20 protein-coding genes are annotated in these 23,383 nt (G+C 56.4%); 14 read left to right on the top strand and 6 right to left on the bottom strand.

Annotated features, from left to right (window positions below; genetic code table 11):
- Positions 1 to 87: 87 nt before the first annotated feature.
- The 4 genes from ACR0I1_RS14055 to ACR0I1_RS14040 form a co-directional block, all read right to left on the bottom strand.
- Positions 88 to 867, bottom strand: a complete 780-nt coding sequence (locus ACR0I1_RS14055; RefSeq protein ID WP_170512809.1) for an IclR family transcriptional regulator — start codon at positions 865 to 867, stop codon at positions 88 to 90.
- A gap of 11 nt (positions 868 to 878) precedes the next feature.
- Positions 879 to 2,237 (bottom strand): TRAP transporter large permease, encoded by a 1,359-nt coding sequence (locus tag ACR0I1_RS14050; protein WP_170402112.1) that lies wholly within the window; start codon positions 2,235 to 2,237, stop codon positions 879 to 881.
- Complete coding sequence (locus tag ACR0I1_RS14045; RefSeq protein WP_170392533.1) at positions 2,237 to 2,902, bottom strand: TRAP transporter small permease; 666 nt, start codon at positions 2,900 to 2,902, stop codon at positions 2,237 to 2,239. The genes ACR0I1_RS14050 and ACR0I1_RS14045 overlap by 1 nt, the downstream gene beginning before the upstream one ends.
- Positions 2,903 to 2,968: 66 nt before the next feature.
- Positions 2,969 to 4,207: a TRAP transporter substrate-binding protein gene (locus tag ACR0I1_RS14040; RefSeq protein ID WP_170402109.1), complete on the bottom strand. Its 1,239-nt coding sequence runs from the start codon at positions 4,205 to 4,207 to the stop codon at positions 2,969 to 2,971.
- A 109-nt stretch (positions 4,208 to 4,316) separates the two neighbouring features.
- Here ACR0I1_RS14040 and ACR0I1_RS14035 point away from each other — a divergent pair, with 109 nt between their 5' ends.
- A complete protein-coding gene (locus ACR0I1_RS14035) occupies positions 4,317 to 5,912 on the top strand; it encodes a GMC family oxidoreductase N-terminal domain-containing protein (protein WP_170402106.1) in 1,596 nt (531 codons plus the stop codon).
- Positions 5,913 to 6,239: 327 nt separating this feature from the next.
- Here ACR0I1_RS14035 and ACR0I1_RS14030 read toward each other — a convergent pair whose 3' ends face one another.
- Positions 6,240 to 6,857: a TetR/AcrR family transcriptional regulator gene (locus ACR0I1_RS14030; protein WP_480706940.1), complete on the bottom strand. Its 618-nt coding sequence runs from the start codon at positions 6,855 to 6,857 to the stop codon at positions 6,240 to 6,242.
- 167 nt (positions 6,858 to 7,024) lie between these two features.
- Here ACR0I1_RS14030 and ACR0I1_RS14025 point away from each other — a divergent pair, with 167 nt between their 5' ends.
- The 4 genes from ACR0I1_RS14025 to ACR0I1_RS14010 are packed head-to-tail and all read left to right on the top strand — an operon-like array spanning position 7,025 to position 12,510.
- Positions 7,025 to 8,107 carry an efflux RND transporter periplasmic adaptor subunit gene (locus tag ACR0I1_RS14025; RefSeq protein ID WP_480706939.1) on the top strand — a complete coding sequence of 361 codons (1,083 nt, stop codon included), beginning with the start codon at positions 7,025 to 7,027 and terminating at the stop codon, positions 8,105 to 8,107.
- Between the two features lie 3 nt (positions 8,108 to 8,110).
- Positions 8,111 to 11,239, top strand: coding sequence for an efflux RND transporter permease subunit (locus tag ACR0I1_RS14020; RefSeq protein ID WP_480706938.1), 3,129 nt, complete (start codon positions 8,111 to 8,113; stop codon positions 11,237 to 11,239).
- Positions 11,236 to 11,655: a DUF2141 domain-containing protein gene (locus ACR0I1_RS14015; RefSeq protein ID WP_480706937.1), complete on the top strand. Its 420-nt coding sequence runs from the start codon at positions 11,236 to 11,238 to the stop codon at positions 11,653 to 11,655. The genes ACR0I1_RS14020 and ACR0I1_RS14015 overlap by 4 nt, the downstream gene beginning before the upstream one ends.
- Before the next feature lie 6 nt (positions 11,656 to 11,661).
- Positions 11,662 to 12,510 (top strand): ABC transporter six-transmembrane domain-containing protein, encoded by an 849-nt coding sequence (locus ACR0I1_RS14010; RefSeq protein ID WP_170512798.1) that lies wholly within the window; start codon positions 11,662 to 11,664, stop codon positions 12,508 to 12,510.
- Positions 12,511 to 12,637: 127 nt separating this feature from the next.
- Here ACR0I1_RS14010 and ACR0I1_RS14005 read toward each other — a convergent pair whose 3' ends face one another.
- Positions 12,638 to 13,915 carry a tetratricopeptide repeat protein gene (locus ACR0I1_RS14005; RefSeq protein WP_480706936.1) on the bottom strand — a complete coding sequence of 426 codons (1,278 nt, stop codon included), beginning with the start codon at positions 13,913 to 13,915 and terminating at the stop codon, positions 12,638 to 12,640.
- Between the two features lie 241 nt (positions 13,916 to 14,156).
- Here ACR0I1_RS14005 and ACR0I1_RS14000 point away from each other — a divergent pair, with 241 nt between their 5' ends.
- The 9 genes from ACR0I1_RS14000 to ACR0I1_RS13960 all read left to right on the top strand — a co-directional run bounded on the left by ACR0I1_RS14000 (position 14,157) and on the right by ACR0I1_RS13960 (position 23,281).
- Positions 14,157 to 14,513, top strand: coding sequence for an adenylate/guanylate cyclase domain-containing protein (locus tag ACR0I1_RS14000; RefSeq protein ID WP_480706935.1), 357 nt, complete (start codon positions 14,157 to 14,159; stop codon positions 14,511 to 14,513).
- 273 nt (positions 14,514 to 14,786) lie between these two features.
- The gene (locus ACR0I1_RS13995) at positions 14,787 to 15,902 is read left to right on the top strand and encodes an MHYT domain-containing protein (protein WP_480567406.1); all 1,116 of its coding nucleotides are present in this window, start codon (positions 14,787 to 14,789) and stop codon (positions 15,900 to 15,902) included.
- Positions 15,903 to 16,013: 111 nt separating this feature from the next.
- On the top strand, positions 16,014 to 16,868 hold the full coding sequence (locus ACR0I1_RS13990) for an FAD binding domain-containing protein (protein WP_170564298.1): 855 nt from the start codon (positions 16,014 to 16,016) through the stop codon (positions 16,866 to 16,868).
- Between the two features lie 12 nt (positions 16,869 to 16,880).
- A complete protein-coding gene (locus ACR0I1_RS13985) occupies positions 16,881 to 17,375 on the top strand; it encodes a (2Fe-2S)-binding protein (RefSeq protein ID WP_170392521.1) in 495 nt (164 codons plus the stop codon).
- Positions 17,372 to 19,801 (top strand): aerobic carbon-monoxide dehydrogenase large subunit, encoded by a 2,430-nt coding sequence (locus ACR0I1_RS13980; protein WP_480706934.1) that lies wholly within the window; start codon positions 17,372 to 17,374, stop codon positions 19,799 to 19,801. The genes ACR0I1_RS13985 and ACR0I1_RS13980 overlap by 4 nt, the downstream gene beginning before the upstream one ends.
- Before the next feature lie 46 nt (positions 19,802 to 19,847).
- Positions 19,848 to 20,723: an AAA family ATPase gene (locus ACR0I1_RS13975; protein ID WP_170594367.1), complete on the top strand. Its 876-nt coding sequence runs from the start codon at positions 19,848 to 19,850 to the stop codon at positions 20,721 to 20,723.
- The gene (locus ACR0I1_RS13970; protein WP_480706933.1) at positions 20,720 to 21,901 is read left to right on the top strand and encodes a vWA domain-containing protein; all 1,182 of its coding nucleotides are present in this window, start codon (positions 20,720 to 20,722) and stop codon (positions 21,899 to 21,901) included. Before ACR0I1_RS13975 ends, ACR0I1_RS13970 begins: the two co-directional genes overlap by 4 nt.
- The gene (locus ACR0I1_RS13965; protein WP_170564287.1) at positions 21,898 to 22,680 is read left to right on the top strand and encodes an XdhC family protein; all 783 of its coding nucleotides are present in this window, start codon (positions 21,898 to 21,900) and stop codon (positions 22,678 to 22,680) included. Before ACR0I1_RS13970 ends, ACR0I1_RS13965 begins: the two co-directional genes overlap by 4 nt.
- Positions 22,673 to 23,281: a nucleotidyltransferase family protein gene (locus ACR0I1_RS13960; protein ID WP_480706932.1), complete on the top strand. Its 609-nt coding sequence runs from the start codon at positions 22,673 to 22,675 to the stop codon at positions 23,279 to 23,281. The genes ACR0I1_RS13965 and ACR0I1_RS13960 overlap by 8 nt, the downstream gene beginning before the upstream one ends.
- The last annotated feature ends 102 nt before the right edge of the window (positions 23,282 to 23,383 follow it).

Here is a 23,383-nt window from a genome sequence, read left to right as displayed (position 1 = left end):
TGCGATGCAGAATGCCCTGAACCGGACGATGCCTGCCGTGGCAATCGGGCAAAAATTATTATGTCGCGGCTGTCTTTCAGGTTCTGGTCACGTGGTTAACAGAGCCGAAAGTTCATTTGCCCCCTTTTTCAGGATACCCAGAAACGACATCAGGCTGTTGACGTTGTGACGTTGTGTCGGTGCATGAACCGAAAGTGTGCCCACCAATCGGCCTTGCCCATCTTGAACGGGTACTGCTAGGGCTGCCATTCCACTCATGAACTCTTCATCATCGGTGGAATAACCGTTCTCAGCGATATGCTGGATTTCCGTGCGCAATGACTGCGGATCGGTCAGGGAACTTTCAGTCTGTGGCTGTAGATTTCCTGCTGAAAGAAATCCATCCAGCGTTTTCTGCCGGAGCGTGGACAAGTACATCTTGCCGCTGGCGGTGCAATGAAAGGGAACCTGTGTCCCGACCGGTAATTGAATGCGCAAAGGCCACTTCGTCTCAACCCGGTCAAGATAGATCATGCCCTCTCGGTCAGGGATGGCGAGATTGCAGGTCTCACCAACCTGTTCGGCGACACTGCGTAAGATCGCCAAACGCGCTGTGCGCAGATGCTCGGACGACATGGTGTTGACTGAAAGCAACCGCAGACGGTGCCCAGGACCGTATGAGCGGCCATCCAGATCGCGCTGCAGGAAACCTTCGGCCTCTGCTGTTTGCAACAAACGGTGGATTGTTGGTTTCGCCAGACCGAGTGTCTCGATCAGGTCCGATGGTTTGACGGCTACCCCGCGTCGCGCCACCTCCTCAAGGATGAGGAGAAGGCGCAAGTTAGTTGGGATCTGAGTTTCTTTGTCTTGTGTTTCCGTCTCGGCCATCCCGGAACAGTCTAGTTATTCGGCAGCAGGATCAAGGCCAGATCGGGCACAAGCGACACCAAAATCCAAACCGACAGCAGAGACACCAGATAAGGCACCGTATACCTCAGCAGTCTGAAGTAGGGTACTCCGGTCACGCCCGAGGCTACGTAAAGGTTCAGCCCATACGGCGGGGTAATGAATCCGATCGACGCCCCAACAAGGAAGATCACCGAGAAATGGATCGGATCAATCCCGACCGAGGCTGCAATCGGCGCCAGGATCGGGGCCAGGATAATCGTGACAGGCAGGCTTTCCAGCACCATGCCCGAGAAGAAAACGATCACCATCGAAGTAAACAGAACCGCATGGTAGCCACCCATCGAGGTTACGAAATCCCCAATGGTTTGCTGAGCGCCAAGCAAAGACAGGATCTGCTGCATCACCACAGAAATTGCGATCAGCGGTGCGAGGATACCTGTGATCTGGGCCGAGCGGATCACGATTGAGGGGATCTCGGGGATCGTGAAGCCTTCGACGACAAACATCTCGGCATAGCTTTTTTCGGTGGGTGAGATGTCGTTCCGCGCGCCCATGATCCGATTGATCGGATAGCTGACCAACCCTGCAATAACGCAGAAGCCGACCGTCACTCCGGCTGCCTCAGTTGGTGAGAATTTGCCTGTGTATATACCCCACAGCACCAGCCCGATGGCAAAGAATCCAAGCCAGGCACCGAATGCAGTTTTCAGCACCCGGTTCAGTTGCAGCGGAATCAGATGTCCCCAGCCGTTCATGCGGCAAATGATCCAGCAGGCGAACTGCATGCCAAAGACCATCAGCGCGCCCGGAAGGATACCCGCCACGAATAGCTCGGAAATCGGCAGGTTCATCAGGAAGCCATAGACGATGAAGATGATCGAGGGAGGAATGATGATCCCCACCGTGCCGCCTGCCGCCGCCGTGGCCGCGCTGAACCGTTCGTCATAACCCCCTTTGACCATCTCGGGGTGCAGCATCGAGCCAATGGTGGCTGTCGTTGCCGAGTTCGACCCCGAGATCGCAGCAAACAGCCCACAAGCGCCGAGTGACGCCATCGCTAATCCACCGCGTATCCAGCCCAGACAGGCATAGGCGAAATCGCTGAGCCGCCGCGCGATGCCCGATTTATTGATCAGGTCGCCGGTCAGGATGAAAAGCGGCATCGCCAGCAGGGCGAAACCCTTGTTGAACACGTTCAGAAGTTCAGCACCCATGTTGTCCAGCGTCAGGCCAAGAACAAACGAACAGCCGATGACCCAATAGCCGATTACCAGCAAAACCGGCACGCCCAGCATGAACAGAAAGGTGACCGCAAGAGAGATCAGTGTGACCATAGTTCCGTCTGTCATCAGTCTGCTCCGATCACGGCCTGCTTGATCAGCGGCTCGCCTGTTTTCCAGTTGTTCAGATCATCGGCAAGGTTCTGAAACACGCGCCCGACCATCAGAAAGAACGACAGCGGTGCGGCCAGAAGGAACCACCACTGCATGATATTATCTGTACCCAGAACGATCTGAAAGTTTGATGCCGACAATGCCACCAGCCGTGTTGTGGTCACGATGACGATCACCGCAAAGATGAACCACAATATTGCGTCGAGTATCAGGCAAGCCAATTGCCCAGCCCTCGGCATTGCAGTGCGGAATTCGCTGAAGCTCAAATGTGTGCGCAGGCGGACATTGTACGACGCCCCAAACCACGCCATGACCATGAACAGCAGCGGGGGAATGGTGGTCGACCAGGGCTCCTGATCGTTGAACACAAACCGGTCGATCACGCCCCAGAAGATGATTAATGCGATCGCAAGGTAGGAATACACCATCACCGACCGTTCCAGATGACGTTCAACAAAGGGCACCGCCCGATAGATCAACATGATCACGATTCCGCCAATCGCCGAGACAATCGCGCCCAACACCCAGGCGGCGTCGGATTCCAGTGCGGATTGAATCTCGAACGAATCCTGGCTGAGAAAGGCGCTGAAAATCGCGCCGATGTCTGCCCAAAACGACATGAACCCCGTCCTCCCAGTCGGTATAAAGTTGAACCGGCCCGCTCAGGGCCGGTTCGTAACAGTCTATCAGGCTTCGCCTTTCCACCAACGGCGCGGTTCGACATTTTCCGGCAGGGTGTCGGCCGGAATCTCGCGCGCGATGTCGTAGATTTCCTGATAGGTATCAATGCCGCCTGCCCATTTATTCAGACGTTCGCGCCACTGGGCCCAAGGCTCTGGGTTGTAGTTCGGGGCGCACATCTCTTCGGCCAGCTTGATCTGATCGTCAGCCAGGAATGCCGGGCGCACGCCATTTTCGGCGAAGATCGTGTCCGGCAATTGCGGCTCCGAGAAACCCACCGTATTCAGCAATGCGGCTTCATTCGCACCCTGGATCAACGCTTGAGTGAAGTAGGAAGATTCCATAACTGCGTCCTGCAATTCTCCACTCAGACCGTCAAAGACCTCGGCCGACATGGACGTATGTTCAGTGCCGCAGAAAAATTTCAGATTGACCGACTGCGAAACCACCGGCGCCATGTTGGCGTAAGCCACGGCCGAGGCCCAGGTTTCCGCCCCATCGATCAGACCTGTCTTAAGCGCATCCAGCGTCTCTTCCCAAGCCACCGGGACTGGGTTCAGATTCAGCAATTGCATTGCAATCCGGCCCAACTGCGTACCCGTCACGCGGTTCTTGGTACCAAACAACTCTTCCAGTTTGGTGACGGTCGGCTTGTCGGCAAAGGTCGAACCCATTTGCAGGCCGCGTAGCTCACAATGGGTAAACAGGAACTTCAACCCGTGCCGTTTTTCCAGCGGATCACGCAGGATGCGCTGGCTCGCCGGGCTATAGAAGAAGTGATACTGCGCCGCGCGGCTGGGGAACATATAGGCATAGTCCAGCACGTTCAGATAAGGTGCGCCTCCGGCCGAGTTTTGAGTTGAGGCGGCATAAATATCGACGATCCCCTGTTGGGTCTTTTCGACACAGCTCAGCTGGCCGCAGATCTGGTTGTCGCCGATGAATTCGATGCGAATCTCGCCGTCCGTGCGTTCTTCCAGGTCGCGCGCGAACTCGATTGCGCCGGCGCGCTCAATCAACAGGTTGCGGGTGTTGAAACCCGACGCGCCGAATTTCAGCGTGTGCTTCGGCTCTTTCGAAAAGCGCTTCTCATAGGTGGATTCGGCGGCCTGCGCCAGATTCGCCAGACTCATCGCGCCGCCGAACCCGCCTGCCGCCAGCAGTGTCGAACTCATGCCGTAACGCCCGGCCACGCGGAAGAAATCTCGCCGTGAAATACCACTTAGTTTCCGTCCGATCTCCATTGCTTACCTCCCTGATCGCAATTATTGAGACGTTTTGTATCAAAAAAGGCTAGTATAATTCTTGCATCTTGCATAGAGTTTTTTTCAGCGAGTTTGGAAGGAGGCGGTCATGGAGGTGGATTATGCAGTTGTTGGCGCAGGATCGTCGGGCTGTGTCATTGCCAATCGGTTGAGCGCAGACCCCAACACAACTGTTGCGCTGCTCGAAGCAGGTGGCCGCGATACCAACCCGTGGATTCACATCCCCGTCGGCTATTTCAAAACGATGCATAACCCCTCGGTTGACTGGTGCTATCGCACTGAGCCAGACCCCGGCCTTAACGGTCGATCCATCGACTGGCCACGGGGCAAGGTACTGGGTGGCTCATCTTCGCTGAACGGGTTGCTCTATGTGCGTGGCCAGAAGGAAGATTACGACCGCTGGCGGCAAATGGGCAACGAGGGTTGGGGCTGGGACGATGTGCTACCCCTGTTCAAACGCTGTGAGGATCAAGAACGCGGCGAGGATGAATATCATGGCGTCGATGGCCCCTTGTCAGTGTCCAACATGCGCATTCAGCGCCCGATCTGCGATGCCTGGGTCGCAGCAGCACAGGCCGCCGGTTACCCGTTCAACCCAGATTATAACGGGGCCGAGCAAGAAGGCGTGGGTTACTTCCAACTGACCACGCGCAATGGGCGCCGCTGTAGCGCCGCCGTCGCCTATCTCAAGCCCATTCGCGGTCGTCAGAACCTCAACATCATCACCAAAGCGCTTGTGTCGCGTGTGGTTCTGGATGGGAAAAAAGTAACCGGGCTGGTCTACCGGGATCGTTCTGGTAACGAGCAGACACTGACTGTTCGGCGCGAGGTCATCCTGTCCGGCGGGGCGATCAACTCTCCCCAAATCCTGATGTTGTCAGGGATCGGAGAGCCGGATCATCTAAAGGAAAATGGTATCAAACCGCTGCACGCCCTGCCGGGTGTTGGCAAAGGTCTTCAGGATCACTTGCAGGCGCGGCTGGTGTTCAAATGCAATGAGCCCACACTGAATGACGAAGTTCGCAGCCTGTTCAATCAGGCGCGAATCGCGCTGAAATACGCACTATTTCGTGCAGGTCCGATGACAATGGCCGCCAGCCTTGCGACTGGTTTCATGAAAACCCGGCCCGATGTTGAGACGCCCGACATTCAGTTCCACGTGCAACCCTGGTCCGCCGACAGCCCAGGCGAAGGTGTGCATCCGTTTTCGGCCTTCACGATGTCGGTCTGCCAACTGCGTCCGGAAAGTCGGGGAGAGCTGCGCCTGAACGGACCGGACCCATCCGAACATGTCAAGATCATCCCGAACTATCTGTCCACTGAAACGGACTGCCGAACCATTGTCGACGGCGTGAACATCGCGCGCGGGATTGCCAAACAGAACCCTCTGGCCTCGAAGATTTCAGAAGAGTTTCGACCAACGGCAGAGCTGAGCTGCGAAGATTATGAAGGCACTCTGGATTGGGCCAGATCGAACAGCGTGTCGATCTACCACCCAACCGGCACCTGCGCGATGGGGAACGCCGAGACGTCTGTTGTCGACGCAAGACTAAAGGTACACGGTATTTCGAACCTGCGGGTGGCTGATTGTTCGATCATGCCGGAAATCGTCAGCGGCAACACCAACGCACCAGCGATCATGATTGGCGAAAAGGCAAGCGACCTGATAAAGGCGGATGCTTGAGAAATCTGCCATCGTATCTGATCGCCTGATCCCTACAGTATCAATAGATCAGTGCGTCAATCGCATCAAAAACGATCTGGCGCTGTGCCGGTGGTTGGAATCTGCATTCGCTTTGCGACCTCTTCGTCTTGTGACTAAACGAAGTCTGGTAACAGAACCTCGGATTATATTGCGTTAGCCAATAGTCCTAACCGCAACTCCAGCTTTCCTTTGACCTCCCCCGCGTTTCGGCCGGCTCAAAGTCGATCTTTGCTGCCTACATTAATGTCTCAGGCAGCTCCCTTTGGCTGACATTCACGAATTCCAAAACGACACGCCACCTACGTACTAATGACGTGCCAGCAGGGAACTCATAATAAAGTCTTCAGCGCACACAATGATCCCGGTCATGGGCATTTCTGACAGCACACTACGATATGCACTGCCTTCCAGAACTTCGATCACCAGTTGTGACGCCTGAAGGGGATCCGGAACGGTGCGCAATTCACCGCCGGTAATTCCTCGCTTCACTACAGCTTCCAGGGCCTCAGTCAAACTCGACCGGTTCTCGACGAACAGCTGCGCGATGTCCGGTTGACGAACTGCTTCGCTCGAAATTTCCAATGTTAAAATAACGTTTTCCGGCGCAGCAAGGTATTTTGCGTAGGCCTTGATGAACTTTCTTATGACTTTGGGCGCGGGCGCATCTGAGTTCAGGATTTTCAGAAACGGCTCCATCTCGTGGCGTTCAAGTATTGCGATTTCTACAAGCACATCATGTTTGCCGCGAAAATGATTATAGAGATTTCCAAGGCTGACGCCCGCCCGCGCAGCGATATCGCGGACGCCTGTCTGATGATAGCCGCGCTCAAGGAAACACATAACTGCGGCCTCCAAAATCTGGTTGCGACGCTTGGCTGTTGCCTTTTCCCGGATTGATTCCGGCTTCCTGGTGTCTTCGGACATTTTTTCAACTTAATATTGAACGAACGATCGTTCATAGTATATGACACTCTATCGAATGCCACAAGGTGCAATGGATTCGGCGGCACAGGAAAGACTGGTCTATGACAGACAAAACTTTGGTAACTCGGCAAAGACCGACCCGGCGGTGGCTTTGGATTGGACCATCGTTGGCACTGTTTGTAGCGATCGCCATCCTCCTGTTTGATACAGAAGATACAATTGATGTTCAGGCAACAACGACCTCACCTCCGCCGCCGACCGTCTCGGTCGTCACAGTTGCTTCAGCAACCGTACAAGCGCGGGTTTCGGCGTTTGCCGAAGTTCGGCCTCGGTGGGATGCCAAGCTGCGATCTGCTGTGTCCGGGCGCATCATTGCAGTGCACAACGCCGCTTTGGCAGGGACTAAGGTGGAACGGGGTGCCCCTTTGTTTTCAATCGAAAATGCACCTTATCAAAGCGCCGTTGCAGCCGCTGAGATGGAGCTTGAGCAAGCGGAACTGGCGTTATTGCGCGCGCAGAACAAAGTGACAGTCGCGCAACGACAGTTTGACCGGGATGAAACAGAACCGCCAAACGAACTGGCTGTGAATCTACCGCAATTGCGCATTGCCGAGAAATCCGTTGCAGCTGCGCAGGCACGGCTGAATGCGGCGCGAAATGAACTGAAGGACGCGGAGGTTGTCGCCCCTTTTTCGGGATTTGTAACCCATCGCTTTGCCAGCCTGGGCCAGACGGTCAACCCAGGCGATGCCCTGATACACCTTTCGGACGACCAGCAATTCGAACTGGTCGCCGAGTTTAGTCAGGCGGACTGGGCGTTGTTGGATCATCCGATCTCTGGCGCCACTGCTGATCTGACACAGCGCTCGGGCGGAGCGTTGGGGCGGGCTCAAGTCCGGCGTGGAGGAGGGTTTCTGGATCAAGACACACGGCAGGTGCGGGTCTTTCTGGATGTCACAAAGCCCGATGAACGCATACTCGCCGGAGACTTCCTGCAGGTTCACATTCCCGGACGCCGGATCTCGGACACATTAACCCTACCCGAAAGCGTCCTGACCCGTGCGGGATACATTTGGCTTGTAGACGATAAGGACCAATTGCAGAGGCTTAGCCCGAACATCCTGTTCCGCAGCGAAAGTACAGTGACGGTATCGGCTCCCGAAGGGACCGGCCCGTGGCGCGTGGCCAAAACACCTTTGGCCTCGTTTCTACCGGGTCAGCGGGTGACGCCGCAATCAGATGGGGGCTGAGCCATGCATGCTCTGACATCCTGGTTTATCCGAAATCCGGTCGCTGCCAATCTGATGATGGCACTGATCCTATTTCTTGGGGTGCAAACGCTGCTGAACATTCGGATCGAAGGCTTCCCCCGCATTCCGCCGGAAAGTGTTACAATCGCGATCGAGTTTCCGGACGCTACAGCCGAACAGGTTGATGAATCGGTGACCCAGAAAGTTGAGCAGGCCCTCGAAGGTTTGGAGGGCGTGCGTAGTGTGACATCACGATCCCAAAATGACCTAAGTGTCGTGACTGTCCGCCGCGCAGGTGGCCAGAAACTACAAGCCGTCCTGGATCGTGTCCGTATTCGGATCGACGGCTTGACTGATCTGCCTGATACTGCGCGCCGACCCGTGATCGAAGCCTCGGGTTTCGATTTCCCGGCGCTGTATCTGAACTTGTTCGGAGAAACAGACCCCGCCACATTGCAGAGCTTGGCGCAACGCCTGAAAGAAGAGTTGCTGGCGCAACCGGAATTGTCGCGGTTGCAAATCTGGGGCCTGATACCGCGTGAATTACGCATCGAAATCGACCCGGCGTTGCTGCGCCACTATGGGTTGACGGTTTCGGATGTGACCCGCGCCATCGAAGGGAATTCGCTGGCCTTTCAGGCAGGTCGTCTGAGGACTGATGGCGGTACGATTTATCTGCGGGCCGATGACAGGGCGAAATACGTGCCGGAATACGCAGCTCTGCCGATCATCGAACGTGACGACGGGTCCTATGTGCCTTTGGGCGATATTGCCAAAATCGAAGACGGGTTTCAGGACGGCGAGTATTTGTTTCGCCTGAACGGCAAACCAACCGTAGGGATGGAGGTTCTGGTCGGGCAGAAGGAAAACCTGCTGGAGATCAGTGATGTCGTGCGCAGCACGATTGACGAGTTCAGCCGACAGCTGCCGTCGCAGGTTCAGGTCGAGGTTTGGGGTGATAGCGCTGGCTACATCTCGGACCGTCTGGCGCTGTTGCGCTCAAACGGGGTGCAGGGTTTGATCCTTGTGACCCTGATGCTGTCGATTTTCCTGAACGTGCGTTTGGCCTTCTGGGTTGCCATGGGCATTCCCGTTTCGGTCATGGGGGCGCTTGCTGTCTCGGGCTCGAAATGGGTGGACTATTCGCTGAACGATGTCACGACTTTTGGTCTGATCATTGCCTTGGGAGTTCTGGTCGATGATGCCGTTGTAGTCGGCGAAAGCGTTTTTGAAGAACGCCGCAAGGGGAAGGACCCGATTAGGGACACGGAACGCGGCGTGCATCGCGTGGCTCTTGCGACCGTCTTTGGCGTGCTGACCACAATCGCAGCCTTTTTCCCGATGCTGTTGATCGACAATCCGCTGGGCAAGGTACTTGCCGGGTTCGCGGGCATCGTGATCCTGACGCTGATCTTTTCGCTTATCGAAAGCAAATTCATCCTGCCCGCCCATCTGGCGCAGGTTTCGATGCGGCAAGAGCGTCGATACTTGCCGACCCGCTTGTGGGGGCGGGTACAGGATTCTGCGCAGGGCGGGTTGTACTGGGTGCGGGATTGCATCTACCAGCCTTTGCTCGTCGCGGCGGTGCGTCAGCGCTACGCTGTGCTGATCTTGTTCATTGCCGCCGCAACGCTGGGGCTTGGCCTGATGTACAAGGGCAAGGTCAGGACGGTGTTCTTTCCCGAGGTGCCCGGTCAGGTCATCACGATGAACCTGGAAATGGATGCCCGCTCCCCCTTTGCACTGACCCGCACGAACGTGAATCGGATCGAAGCCGTGTTGAACGAGCTGAACGTCGAGCTTGCAGAAGAGGCGAGTATGTCTGCTCCACCCGTTCAGACAGTATTCACCATCATCAACAGCGCTGGAAATGCCCAAATTTTCGCTGAAATGATCCCGGTAGCTGAGCGTCCGAATGTCCCGATCCTTTCCGTGGTCCGCGAATGGCGCGACCGGGTCGGTGCGGTCGAGGGCGCCACCGAGTTGGAGTTCACCGGATCGGAAACGCTTGCCGGAGGGTTCCGAATCCGGTTGGCGTCAAAAGACGAAGACCTTCTGCAGCAAGCCAGCGCCGAAATGAAAGGTTTCCTGTCGAACATCGAGGGCGTGGCAAATGTAAGGGATGGGTTGGTGGGCGGCCAACCTGAACTGAAACTCCGCCTGCGCCCGGACGCGCGGCACCTTGGTTTTAACGCCGAGGCTCTGGCCAGACAGATTGGCTATGGGTTCGGCGGGGCCGAGGTGACCAAGGTCAGACGCGATGGGTCCGAAGTCCGCGTAGTCGTACAGAACGCGCGTGAAAACCGCGATACGTTGGCGGATCTGGTGCAGACCCGGTTGCGCAGCGCATCCGGCGCCTGGGTGCCGCTTGAGACCGTCGCCGAAATCGAGGGCACCTATGCCTCTGGCACTATCGATCGCCGTGACGGCAAGCGCATGAACATCGTAGCCGCGTCCATCGACCGCGACCTTGTTGCTCCCGAAGAGGTGGGGCAGGCGGTGTTTGAGCAGCTGGTCCCGAAACTCCGTGCCAAATATCCCAGCGTAACCGTCCTGCCGGCCGGTGAACTGGAAGAGATGGCCGATATAAGCGATGGCCTGAAGCGCGCGCTGTTGCTGGCAGCCGTTCTGATCTATGTGCTGATGGCCGTGCCGTTAAAAAGCTATTCGCAGCCTTTCGTCATTCTGGCCATCGTGCCATTCGGCTTTATCGCAGCCGCCGTCGGGCACCTGATCATGGATGTCTCGCTGTCGCTGTTTTCGTTCTTCGGCATGCTTGCTCTGACCGGTGTGATTGTGAACGACAGTCTGGTCATGATCACCCGCTACAATCAGGCGCGAGAGGAAGGTCAGCCCGTGAATCTGGCGCTGAGAAGCGCAGGCATTGGACGTTTCAAGGCGATCTTTCTGACCACCGCAACCACAGTGATTGGTCTGCTGCCTTTGCTGACCGAAACCTCTGAGCAAGCGCAGTATCTGATCCCTGCGGCAATCTCTTTAGCTTTTGGAGAACTCTTCGGCACAGCCCTCATGCTGCTGTTGGTGCCGGTACTGATCGCCATCACCGAGGATGTCATTGCCATTTTCAAGTCACCCCTTCCGCAGCCTTCTGAAGAAAGGACAAAGCCATGATACGGAACCTTCTAGCCCCTGCATTCGCCGTGGTAACGCTTGCGACACCGGCCTCCGCCGAGGGTCTGAATGTGACTGTGGACGGCATCCGCAACGCCAACGGCAACATCGTGATCCTTGTATTCGATAACGCGCGCGCCTTTGACAGTTTGGATGTCTGGAGCGCCATTGACTACGCCCAGATTCCGTCACGTAAAGGCAGCGTCAGCCATGAGTTTTCTGACCTGAACGCGGGCCCATACGCTGTGCTGTTGTTTCATGACGAAAACAAGGACGATGACCTGAACATGACTGAGACAAAACTGTTGGAGGGGCTGGGTTCAACAGGTGCCTCAGACCCTCAGGACGAGCCGGATTTCAAGGCTGCCTCGGTCTGGCCGGGCGATGTGCGTGTTCGCATTCACTATGATCAGTAATTCGCCATGCTGACAGATCGAAAACTGACAATCGGCACGCTTCTGAGTGTGTTCCGCTGGCGCGTAGGGCTTACGTGGTTCCTGATCCTGGCTGAAACTGCCCTGACAGTTTTGATTCCGCTGTTCGTCGGCTTCGCCATAGATGGATTGCTGAGCGAAGATTTTGAGCCCTTTGTGCAGTTAGGTGCGCTCATGGTTGCCCTCACTATGATCAGCGTGATCCGGCGGATTTACGATACACGTGTCTACGGTATGATCCGTGTCGAATTGGGCAAGGCGCTTGCCGCGCGGTTTTCAAATCTTCCAATTTCGTCGCTGAACGCCCGGATCGGCATGGGGCGCGAACTGGCCGACTTTCTTGAAGAGATCCTGCCTTCGGCAATCGCGGGGGTGGTGCAGTTCGTCGTATCAGCAATTTTGCTGTTTTACTTCTCGCCAGTTCTGGCCCTGTCTGCCTGTGGGGTTCTTGTCGGAATGATATCTGTATACGCTCTGTTTCATTCGACGTTTTGGCAATGGAACCGTGCGCTGAATGAGCAAATGGAGCATCAGGTCAGTGTTCTGGAACAACGACGTGACCGTCCGGTTTTCGTCCACCTGAGTAAACTGCGCCGGTTCGAAGTAAAGCTCTCGGATACCGAAGCCGTTCTGTATGGCGTAATCTTCATTCTGTTAATAGGTCTGCTCCTATTCAACCTGTGGTTCGCGACCCAAAACCTGGATGCGACACCGGGCATGATATTTTCGATTATCAGCTATTCGTGGGAGTTTGCGGAAGCCGCACTTGCTTTGCCCGTCACCTTACAATCCTGGTCTCGCCTGTCAGAAATTACGACCAGGTTGCAGAGCGATTGATCAGGCTTGCATACCATAAATGGCGTGATACGGGATTTGTAATCAGGAAGTAACCAGTCCATTCCGGTCGTGCGCAGCCTAGCTAAAGGAGGGGTAAGAAGAGCTGATAAACTAGAGCTTTGTGAATTCAGACAAAGCCTGCAACGGGCGCATTATGACTGAAGATCGGGCGTCGCGCTGTAATCGTTCGATGAGCTTCTTGAATATGGCCGGATTTCAATAGCAGATTCAGGTAAGTCAGCTCCAAAAGGTCACGCTGTGCGCGGCTGCCACCCAGACGAGCGTGATCTGCCATGACCGGAGTCAGCTGTTGCAGCGCATCCGTCCAATCTTGTCGCGCAATCGCGCCCCACGCACGGGCCACCGGGCGAACAAGATCTGCCGCAAAACCCAAGCTTGTTTCGGTCAGAACCGCAAGGCGTTCTCCTTCCCCTGCCATTGCATGTGCCAGCGCGCCATGTATGTCCGCAAAACTCATGCCTGGGTTTGGAAAAAACCGTGATGCGTATTCGCTCAGGTCGCGCCAAAGTTTGGGCGCAACTGTTAGACCCGCAATTTCAGTGCGGTGCAAAAGTGCAGCAGCATCGGTTAGAACATTTATCGGCAACGAATAGGACGCTGCGGGTGCGATAGCTCCCTCGTAAATCGTCCATAGCTCAGCCTCATCCCCTTGCTCCAAGGCCCACAGAGCGCGATGCCAACTTAAGTGGCCGTGCAATACCGAGCGCACATCATAATCCGCGATCCAGTCGGCAAGGTATGCGCGACCGGCCTCTCCATAACCTTGCTCGTAGAGTGTGTGCGCTTTGAAGTGTGACGCGTTTGCATTGGCGTTGTTCAAAGCGAGCGAGCCGTCCATCATGGACATGGCCTCATCAAGCCGCCCAACTTCGCACAGCGCCTGACCGTGTACGCTCATAACCCACCAGTCTTCGCCCAAGGCATCAAATAATTTGGTCGTGTAGGCAAGTTGCGTGCTTTCCCGACCAGGCTCACCCGATGTTCCAATCAAACCGAAAATGTTGGTACAGATCTGCGCGACAAGGACATCGTGGGGGTGATGAGCAGCGTGCTTCAGAACTGCGCTTCGTGCCTGTGAAACACGTCCCTGAAGCAAGAGATCGAATACCGCAAGATGACCCTCCTCGCGCTCAGTCAACCCAGATGCGCAGGCGCGGGCCGACGCCATTGCCTCTTGAGCGCCAGACATATCGTTTTCATACATTCGAGCTCGAGCAAGCCCAACGTGACCGAGGGCGAAGCCGGGATCGGCCGTGATGGCGGCGAAAAAAGCTTCGCTTGCACCAAACGTTGCTGCAAGGATGTGATCAAGCCCCGCGACATAGGCGTCCCGCGCCTCTGGCAGGCCGGTCGTCAGCGTCAGTCCATATCGGTCAACCAGCATCTCCACACTCCCACTTTCGTCAGCATACTCAAACGCGCGTGCTCGCAACTGCCCAACGCTAGCACAAAAAGCGAAACCATAAGCACAATTGTGGATAATCGATTGCTATAAGGATCGAACCATCGGTTAACGGGCTGGCCTTCTGGCCTTCACTACTGATTGAAAAGATATTGATTGAACCAAGCGTGCCTCATAGCCTTTCTTTGCCAATAGGGTTGTCCTAAGGAGGCACAGTGATGAGGTGCACATTGCCTACCAAGTATATGGCGATGGCTTTCTCGCTACGTTTGACGGACCCGGCCAGGCGATCCATCGTGGCAAGGCGATTGGCGATGCCATTTCCAAGCTGAATCTGGAAGTTCGCATAGGGGTTCACACAGGCGAAGTCGAAGTTTCTTTGCATTATGTGCGCGGAATTGCCGTTAACATTGCAGCGCGTATCTCTGAATTGGGCAGAGGCGGCGACATCGTCGTTTCCAGAACAGTAAAAGATCTGGTGGCCGGGTCCGGTTTGGACTTCGAAAGTACTGGAACAAAAGAACTGAAGGGCTTATCCGAAGACTGGCAAGTTTTTAGAGCGGTCCAAAGGCATCTCTAGCCATTCCACCAAACAGCTTTTGGAAGTCACAAATTAAACATCAAATGATGACGGCGGGAGGGGCCGAGCAGACCTTCATTAGCCTTAAATTTTGGTTTTCACCCAATCAATGTGAACGGCGGATTTGGCCTCAAAGTCGCCGAATAGCAGCGTGCTAGCCACCTCGGCACGAATGCTTCGGAGCTGGGCATCGCCTAATGTGTAACCGCTCTTTGAACGTCCGACATCGTTGATCCATTTGCCAAACGCATACTTTTTAGCCAATTTGCGACAATGGAGTTTCTCGACGTCAGCCACAACAGTTTCCTCGTCGCCATGTCCTGCATTGTTGCCTTCGTGGCAGGGTTTACAGGATTGTCGATGACGCGAGATCTTTCGACGAAGCCGGTCTTTGAAAAGAAGGCCTCGGTGGCTCTTGCAGCTGTTTCGCTTGGCGGTGGAATCTGGGCCATGCACTTCGTGGCCATGCTCGGGCTTCAGATGCCGATCCTGTTCTATTACGACGCTGCAATCACACTTGTGTCTGCGCTTGTCGCGATCCTGCTCGTCGGAGCTGCGCTTATTCTGTTGCATTTCACCGAACGCAACCGCGCCACGATTGCGATGGCAGGAGGCGTTGTTGGGTTGGGCATCTTGGCGATGCACTATATTGGCATGGCTGGCTTGGAGCTTTGCCGGGCAGTGTATACGCCCAGTGGCGTCATCTTGTCCTCGATTGCTGCAATAGCGCTTTGTATGCTGGCTTTCGCGATTGCCTACGGGCAGCGAACAAACAGAAACATTTTGCTGGGCACTTTGTGTTTTGCAGCGGCGGTTTGCACCGTTCATTTTCTTGCTCTGGCGAGCACCCGTTTCGTCGCGGTGCCAAGTGGGGTTGAGTTTGGCCCGTTGATGAGCAATGAGACGCTGGCCATTGGCGTAATCCTGTTCAGTTTCATCATATTTGGTGCTTGCTTGTGGGTCAGCGTGACCTACCTGCCAGGACCTTCGAGGAAAGACCCGGAGCCAACAGAAGCGACCGCGGATGTAAAACCATTGCTGCAAATTCCTTGCGAACGGGATGGAGGAAAGGTCTTCATCTCTGCCGAAGATGTTCTGTTTTTGCGCGCGGATGGGCACTACACCCAAGTTTACACCGAAACGGATCGGTTGTTTTGTGTCTGGCCAGTGACCGAGGCCGCCAAGCGATTGGTGCCCACCGGATTTCTCCAGACCCACCGCAGCTACCTTGTCAATCCTCAGCGCGTGGCGCGGTTTGAGCGTACCAAGGATAAGGGCCGATGCCTGTTCGACGGGGATGGTTTGCCACCCGCGCCGGTCAGTCGATCCAAACTCAAGACGGTTCAGGATGCGCTTGCATCGCAGGTGGGCGCAATTCGTGCGACCTAGGGCGCATTTCGTGCAAAATACCTGTTTTTTGTTGATTTACTGAAGCGTCGCCATCCAAGCGCATGCAGTGATCCTTTCAGCCAGAACATTTGCTTGAAGGGAGGAGAGCCGATGATTCCAGCGGCATTCGAATACTACAGACCCAAGGACATGGCCGGTGTGCTGTCGATCCTGGAAGAGCATGGCGATGATGCCCGCGTCATGGCCGGTGGGCACAGCCTGATTCCGATGATGAAGCTGCGGATGGCGGATGTGCCGCATCTGATCGATCTTCAGGATGTTGGCGGCATGTCTGATATCGAGATCGGAGGTGACAGTATTCGCATCGGTGCGATGGTCACCCAGCACGCGATTATTGATCACGACGCACTGGCTGACGCCGCTCCAATTCTGCGCGAAGCTGCCCTTCAGATCGCCGACCCGCAAGTCCGATACATGGGGACAGTTGGTGGTAACGTGGCCAATGGCGACCCCGGCAATGACATGCCCGGCCTGATGCAGTGCCTGAATGCGCGTTTCACTGTCGAGGGTCCTGACGGGGAACGCGACATCGCTGCCCGCGAGTTTTACGAAGCCGCCTACATGACCGCCCGGGAAGACGAAGAAGTGTTGACAGCAGTCACCATCCCAACGCCGCATGGCGGTTACGCCTATGAAAAACAAAAGCGCAAGATTGGCGATTATGCTACCGCTGCTGCTGCAGTCCAGATCGTGAAAGAAGGTGGCACCTGTGCCTCCGCCTCGATTGCAATGACCAATCTGAGCGACACACCGGTCTTTTCCGAGGCGGCTGGGGCCGCTCTGATTGACACCGGCGTCGATGCAAATGCCATTAAGACCGCTGTGGCCGCCATGCTCGGTGATATTGACCCCACCGAGGACAACCGCGGCCCCGTCGCTTTCAAAAAACACGTGGCAGGTATCATTCTGACCCGCGCCATTGAGCGCGCCTGGTCGCGTGCGTGAGGAGATCGTCCGATGTCAAAGAAACAACACTACAAGATCACGGTGAACGGCAAGGAAGAGGAATTCCTTGCCGAGCCACGCGAACTTCTCATCTACACGCTGCGCGAGCGGCTCAACATCACCGGCCCGCATATTGGCTGCGAGACTTCCCATTGTGGCGCTTGCACCGTCACCATTGATGGCAAATCAGTCAAGTCCTGCACCATGTTCGTGGCGCAGGCCGATGGCAAGGATATCACAACCATCGAAGGCATCGGTGGGCCTGACGCGCTGCACCCGCTGCAAGAGGCGTTTAAGGAACATCACGGGCTGCAATGCGGTTACTGCACACCGGGCATGATCACACGCGCGGCAAAGTTGCTCGAAGAGAACCCGAACCCGTCCGAGGAAGAGATCCGTTTTGGCATGGCAGGTAATATCTGCCGCTGTACCGGGTATCAGAACATCGTGAAGTCCATCAAAGCCGCAGCGGCCGAAATGAATGCAGCCAAGGAGGCGGCCCAATGAATGACATGACACCAGATCGTGAGGAACGCACCGCGAACCTCAAGGGCATGGGCTGTTCGCGCAAAAGGGTCGAAGATGCCCGCTTTACTCAAGGCAAGGGCAACTACGTCGATGACGTGAAGCTTGACGGGATGCTCTTTGGAGATTTCGTCCGCTCTCCCTACGCTCACGCACGGATCACCAACATCGATACGGCGGCAGCGCTTGAAGTGCCCGGCGTTCTCGCTGTGCTGACCGCCAAGGACCTTGAACCGCTCGGCCTCCATTGGATGCCGACGCTGGCCGGCGACAAGCAAATGGTTCTGGCCGATGGCAAGGTTCTGTTTCAAGGCCAGGAAGTGGCGTTTGTGGTGGCCGAAGACCGCTATGCGGCGGCGGATGGAATCGAGGCCGTCGAAGTCGAATACGAAGAGCTTGAGGTTCTGGTCGATCCGTTCAAGGCGATGGAATCAGAGATAGTTCTGCGTGAAGACACCGTGGGCGAGGATGGCAAACCAATCGATGGAGCACATGGTCCTCGAAAGCATCACAACCACATCTTCACGTGGGAAGCGGGCGACAAGGATCCAACATTCGAGACAATCGACAATGCCGAGGTCGTTGCCGAAGAGACCATGTATTACCACCGTACGCACCCATGCCCACTGGAAACCTGCGGCTGCGTCGCCTCAATGGACAAGGTCAATGGCAAGCTGACTCTTTGGGGCACGTTCCAAGCGCCTCATGCTATCCGCACTGTGGTCAGCCTGATTTCCGGGATCGAGGAACACAATATCCGTGTGATCTCTCCCGATATTGGCGGTGGGTTTGGAAATAAGGTTGGGGCCTATCCGGGCTATGTGTGTTCGGTCGTCGCCTCCATCGTCACCGGCAAACCGGTAAAGTGGATCGAAGACCGGATGGACAATCTGATGACCACCGCCTTTGCCCGCGACTATTGGATGAAGGGCCGCATTTCTGCCACCAGGGACGGCAAGATCACCGGGTTGCATTGCCATGTGACAGCGGACCATGGTGGATTTGACGCCTGCGCCGACCCAACCAAATTCCCGGCGGGTTTCATGAATATCTGCACCGGATCTTACGACATCCCGACTGCATTCCTTGAGGTTGATGGCGTCTACACCAACAAAGCGCCGGGCGGGGTCAGCTACCGTTGTTCCTTCCGCGTGACAGAGGCGGTTTATTTCATCGAACGGATGATCGAGGTGCTGGCGATCGAGTTGAACATGGACGCGGCAGATTTGCGCCGGATCAACTTCATCAAGAAAGAGCAATTCCCCTATCAGGCTGCGCTTGGCTGGGAATATGACTCTGGCGATTATCACACTGCCTGGGACAAAGCGCTCAGCACCGTCGACTACGAGGGATTGCGCAAGGAACAGGCCGAGCGTGTAGAGGCGTTCAAACGGGGCGAAACGCGCAAGCTTATGGGAATCGGTCTCAGTTTCTTCACTGAGATAGTGGGTGCTGGCCCAGTGAAGAATTGCGATATCCTGGGTCTCGGCATGTTCGATAGCTGCGAAATTCGCATCCATCCCACGGGCTCTGCAATTGCACGGCTTGGAACGATTTCGCAGGGGCAAGGCCACGCGACGACATTCGCACAGATACTGGCCTCCGAGATCGGATTACCTGCCGATAGCATCACCATCGAAGAGGGCGACACCGATACCGCGCCCTATGGTCTGGGCACCTACGGCTCGCGCTCGACCCCGGTTGCCGGGGCGGCTACGGCCATGGCTGGCCGCAAGATCCGCGCCAAGGCGCAGATGATCGCGGCCTATCTGTTGGAAGTGCATGACGATGACGTCGAGTTCGACGTCGACCGTTTCGTGGTCAAAGGAGCACCCGAGCGGTTCAAGACTATGAAAGAAATCGCGTTCGCCGCCTACAATCAGGCCATTCCAGGGATTGAGCCAGGGCTTGAAGCGGTTAGCTACTATGACCCGCCGAACATGACTTATCCGTTCGGTGCCTATGTCTGCGTGATGGATATTGATGTGGATACAGGCGTGCCAGACATCCGCCGCTTCTACGCGCTGGACGATTGCGGTACCCGGATCAACCCGATGATCATCGAAGGACAGGTGCATGGCGGCCTGACCGAAGCACTCGCCGTCGCTTTGGGCCAGGAAATCGCCTATGACGACCAGGGCAACGTGAAGACGGGCACGCTGATGGATTTCTTCCTGCCGACCGCATGGGAGGTTCCGAACTACGAGACCGACTACACCGTCACGCCGTCGCCACATCATCCCATCGGCGCGAAGGGCGTGGGCGAAAGTCCGCATGTGGGCGGGGTGCCATGCTTCTCCAACGCGGTGCAGGATGCGTTCCGGGCCTTTGGTCTGCGGCATACCAACATGCCACATGATCACTGGCGGATCTGGAAGACCGCCAATGAGCTTGGCCTGCACGGCTAAAGGCGAAAGGCAGGGCGGAGACGTTCCGCTCTGCCCGGAGACACACATGACCTGGACCGATTTACAATCCGCTCTTGAAGGGCAGGGCTATGTCGCATCCGACGACCTAGCAGTTGCTCTCCATTTGGCGCTGACGTTGGAGCGGCCTCTTCTTCTGGAGGGCGCCGCAGGCGTAGGTAAGACAGAGGTTGCGCGCACCCTGAGCGATGCGCGCGACACCAAGTTGCTCCGACTGCAATGCTATGAGGGGCTCGACGCCGCGCAGGCCATCTACGAATGGAACTACCAGCGGCAATTGCTGACGATCCGCGCCGCCGCCGAAGATGGTGAGACGGGCAAAAGCGTTGAGGAGCGTATTTTTTCCCGTGATTTCCTGTTGGAACGCCCTCTATTGGCCGCCATTACCCAGGACACGCCGCCTGTTTTGTTGATTGACGAAATTGACCGTGCTGATGTGGAATTCGAAGCCTACTTGCTGGAAGTTCTGGCCGACTATCAAGTGACTGTGCCAGAACTCGGCACCATCACGGCCTCTAGTAAGCCGATCGTGATCCTGACATCAAACGGCACACGCGATCTATCCGATGCACTGCGTCGTCGCTGCCTTTACACCTATGTCGATTATCCGGACCGACAGACAGAACTTGCAATCCTCAAAGCCCGCTGCCCTGCGATTGAGGCGCGTCTTGGCGCGCAAGTCGTAGGCTTTGTACAAAAGCTTCGCGAGGAGGAACTGGAAAAGACACCCGGCATCGCTGAGATGCTCGATTTTGCTGCCGCCTTGATGGGACTTGGGATTGCGGATCTGACCGACGATCCAACCGTGTTGCACTCCACCTTAACCACGCTGCTGAAAACTCAAAGCGATCAGGCACAGATCACCGCCGAAGTCGCGGCCCGTATCGCGGGGAAGGCCGCATGAGCCGGGTTTCCAAATTTGCGGCGCGTGATCCGGGGCCAGCGGCCCGTGTCGCCGGGTTCATTGCGCATTTGCGCCAGAACGGCCTGCGCCTAGGTGTGGCAGAGGCAGAGCTTGCCTTGCTTGCCCTCGGCGAGGTCAATGCCGCTGTCCCGAATGAAAGCCGTCGCGCGTTACGGGCCATCTGCACAGGATGCAAGGATGAGGCCGAACGGTTCGACAGCCTCTTCGATAGTTTTTGGATGGATTCCGGTCGGGTGAAGCAAAGGGCCGTGCCCAAAGCGCAGTCTGCGCTCAGCGATGACGTGCATTCCTCTCGTCAAGCCAAGGGTCAGGATATGGGCGCATCGGGCAGCGCCATCGCTCCTGATTCCGGTGACGGCGAGGCCGACAGCGACGGCACCGGTAAACTTATCGCAACTCAGCAACGCAATCTCAGCCGCCGCGATCTGCGTGATCTGGTCCGCGCGGATGATATCGCAGAGGCCGAAGCAGTTGCGCGTCGCATCGGTGCCGCTTTGCGCGACCGACGTTCGCGCCGTCGGATCGCCGCCCGCAAAGGCGACCGCCTGCATTTTCGCAAGACCATTCGCCTGAGCCTTGCGACAGGAGGGGAACCTATGCAGCTCTTGCGCAAGTCTCGCCCAGATCGCAGCCGCAAAATCGTAGCGCTTTGCGATGTATCGGGATCGATGAGCGTCTATGCACAAGTTTTCCTTGCTTTTCTCGCTGGGCTGATGCGCGCTGACAAAGATGCCGACGCTTATCTTTTTCACACACGGCTGGTTCGCATCACTGAAGCATTGCGCGACAAAGACGCACTGCGTGCAATTGGTCGGATGTCGCTGATGGCAGATGGCTTCGGCGGTGGATCAAAGATCGGGCCATCGTTGCAACGCTTTGCCGATACCTATGCGCGGCGCTTTGTAGATGGCCGGTCTGTCGTAGTGATCCTGTCGGACGGCTATGATACCGAGCCACCCGCAATCCTGGCAGCAGCGCTTGAGAAGCTGAGAAAACGCGGCTGTAAGATCATCTGGCTCAATCCACTGAAGGGCTGGAGCGAATACGCGCCCATAGCTGGCGGAATGGCTGCGGCCTTGCCTTATCTCGACCTTTTTCAACCGGCCAACACCCTTGCCGATCTTGCCGCCCTGGAACCAAAATTGGTGACGCTATGAGTCCGGCAGAGATCCTAGACACGGACCTTGCCGATGCGGCACAAGACCTGCGTGACCGGCAAGAACCTTTCGCCTTCGCGACAATCGTGCGCACTGCGGGGGCGACGGCGGCCAAGCCGGGTGCTAAAGCGCTGCTCAGCGCGGACGGGACAATCCTGCATGGATGGCTTGGTGGCGGATGCACGCGTGGCGCGGTCAAACGCGCTGCGGTAGAGGCTTTGCGCGCCGGTCAGCCGCAACTGGTTTCTGTCGCGCCCGAGGAACTCCTGGAAGAAATGGGCGTGATAGCGGGGGATGAGATCGACGGGACGCGCTTTGCGCGCAATGGTTGCCCGTCAAAAGGCACCGTCGACATTTTTATCGAGCCCTGTTTGCCAATGCCCGAACTTGTCGTGCTTGGCGCATCCCCTGTGGCCCAAGCGCTTAGTTCCCTGGCACCGCAATTCCACTGGTCGGTTTCTGGCACCACGTCGGCTGATACGACGTGCAATCGACGACGCTTCGTTGTCATTGCGACGCAAGGCCAAGGAGATCTGGACGCGCTCAAATCCGTACTGACAGATTTGCCCGACTATGTTGCCTTCGTCGGAAGCGCTCGGAAATTCGCGACACTGGCTGAAAAACTAAAGACCGCCGGCATAACGCCCGAGGCCATCAACACCGTCCACGCCCCGGCGGGTCTGGACCTGGGGGCGGTCACGCCCGAGGAAATAGCGCTGTCGATCCTTGCGCAGTTAGTCCGTGTCAGACGGCAGACTGTGGGGCTTGCCGATGGCTGATGTTGCCGCGATCCTTCTGGCCGCCGGTCTTTCCCGTCGCATGGGGGCGCAAAACAAGCTGCTGTTTCCAATAGACGGCGTACCGATGATCCGCCGTGTAGCCATGGCTTACTTAGGCGCCATTGATACTGACCTGACGGTGGTAACAGGACATGAGGCGAGCGCCGTGCGCCGGGCATTATCAGGGCTAGCTGTTTCTTTGGTTCACAATGCAAACTTCACCAGCGGCGAGCAGAGCTCGGTTGCCACGGGATTGCATTGTGCACCTGACGCCCATCTGCTTCTGATCGGCTTGGGTGATCAGCCGCTATTGACCACTCAGGATCTGCAAGATCTGATTGCCGCTCACATTGCAGGTGATGCGACTAAAGTGACGATACCTGTCCATAACGGCGCACGAGGCAATCCAATTACTATCCCGCAGCTATTGCGCCGGCGATTGCTGGAAAACCCCGTACGCCCCGGCTGCTTGGGCTTTACGCGCGATCATCCCGAACATGTACAAGCCGCTACGCTGCCATCGCCAGGGTTCTACACCGATGTCGATACCCCGGATGACTATGCGACCCATTTGGAAACCGCGAACGAGCCGATCTCATGAGCCGACTTCTGATCTGGATGCGCGGGCGTCTTAAATCGCTCGAAATGACCACTGAACAAGCAGACAACATAAGATTTCCCTGTTGCTAAGAAGGACTAGACT

The organism is Ruegeria sp. B11 (assembly GCF_056539785.1).
This window is presented reverse-complemented; position numbering and strand designations above follow the sequence as displayed.

Coding starts and splice junctions, on each gene's coding strand:
- ACR0I1_RS14010 (WP_170512798.1), top strand. CDS start 11,662: ATGCTGACAGATCGAAAACTGACAATCGGCACGCTTCTGAGTGTGTTC.
- ACR0I1_RS13975 (WP_170594367.1), top strand. CDS start 19,848: ATGACCTGGACCGATTTACAATCCGCTCTTGAAGGGCAGGGCTATGTC.
- ACR0I1_RS14020 (WP_480706938.1), top strand. CDS start 8,111: ATGCATGCTCTGACATCCTGGTTTATCCGAAATCCGGTCGCTGCCAAT.
- ACR0I1_RS14030 (WP_480706940.1), bottom strand. CDS start 6,857: ATGTCCGAAGACACCAGGAAGCCGGAATCAATCCGGGAAAAGGCAACA.
- ACR0I1_RS13985 (WP_170392521.1), top strand. CDS start 16,881: ATGTCAAAGAAACAACACTACAAGATCACGGTGAACGGCAAGGAAGAG.
- ACR0I1_RS13995 (WP_480567406.1), top strand. CDS start 14,787: ATGGAGTTTCTCGACGTCAGCCACAACAGTTTCCTCGTCGCCATGTCC.
- ACR0I1_RS13960 (WP_480706932.1), top strand. CDS start 22,673: ATGGCTGATGTTGCCGCGATCCTTCTGGCCGCCGGTCTTTCCCGTCGC.
- ACR0I1_RS14040 (WP_170402109.1), bottom strand. CDS start 4,207: ATGGAGATCGGACGGAAACTAAGTGGTATTTCACGGCGAGATTTCTTC.
- ACR0I1_RS14045 (WP_170392533.1), bottom strand. CDS start 2,902: ATGTCGTTTTGGGCAGACATCGGCGCGATTTTCAGCGCCTTTCTCAGC.
- ACR0I1_RS13965 (WP_170564287.1), top strand. CDS start 21,898: ATGAGTCCGGCAGAGATCCTAGACACGGACCTTGCCGATGCGGCACAA.
- ACR0I1_RS14055 (WP_170512809.1), bottom strand. CDS start 867: ATGGCCGAGACGGAAACACAAGACAAAGAAACTCAGATCCCAACTAAC.
- ACR0I1_RS14050 (WP_170402112.1), bottom strand. CDS start 2,237: ATGACAGACGGAACTATGGTCACACTGATCTCTCTTGCGGTCACCTTT.
- ACR0I1_RS13970 (WP_480706933.1), top strand. CDS start 20,720: ATGAGCCGGGTTTCCAAATTTGCGGCGCGTGATCCGGGGCCAGCGGCC.
- ACR0I1_RS14015 (WP_480706937.1), top strand. CDS start 11,236: ATGATACGGAACCTTCTAGCCCCTGCATTCGCCGTGGTAACGCTTGCG.
- ACR0I1_RS14035 (WP_170402106.1), top strand. CDS start 4,317: ATGGAGGTGGATTATGCAGTTGTTGGCGCAGGATCGTCGGGCTGTGTC.
- ACR0I1_RS14005 (WP_480706936.1), bottom strand. CDS start 13,915: ATGCTGGTTGACCGATATGGACTGACGCTGACGACCGGCCTGCCAGAG.
- ACR0I1_RS13980 (WP_480706934.1), top strand. CDS start 17,372: ATGAATGACATGACACCAGATCGTGAGGAACGCACCGCGAACCTCAAG.
- ACR0I1_RS13990 (WP_170564298.1), top strand. CDS start 16,014: ATGATTCCAGCGGCATTCGAATACTACAGACCCAAGGACATGGCCGGT.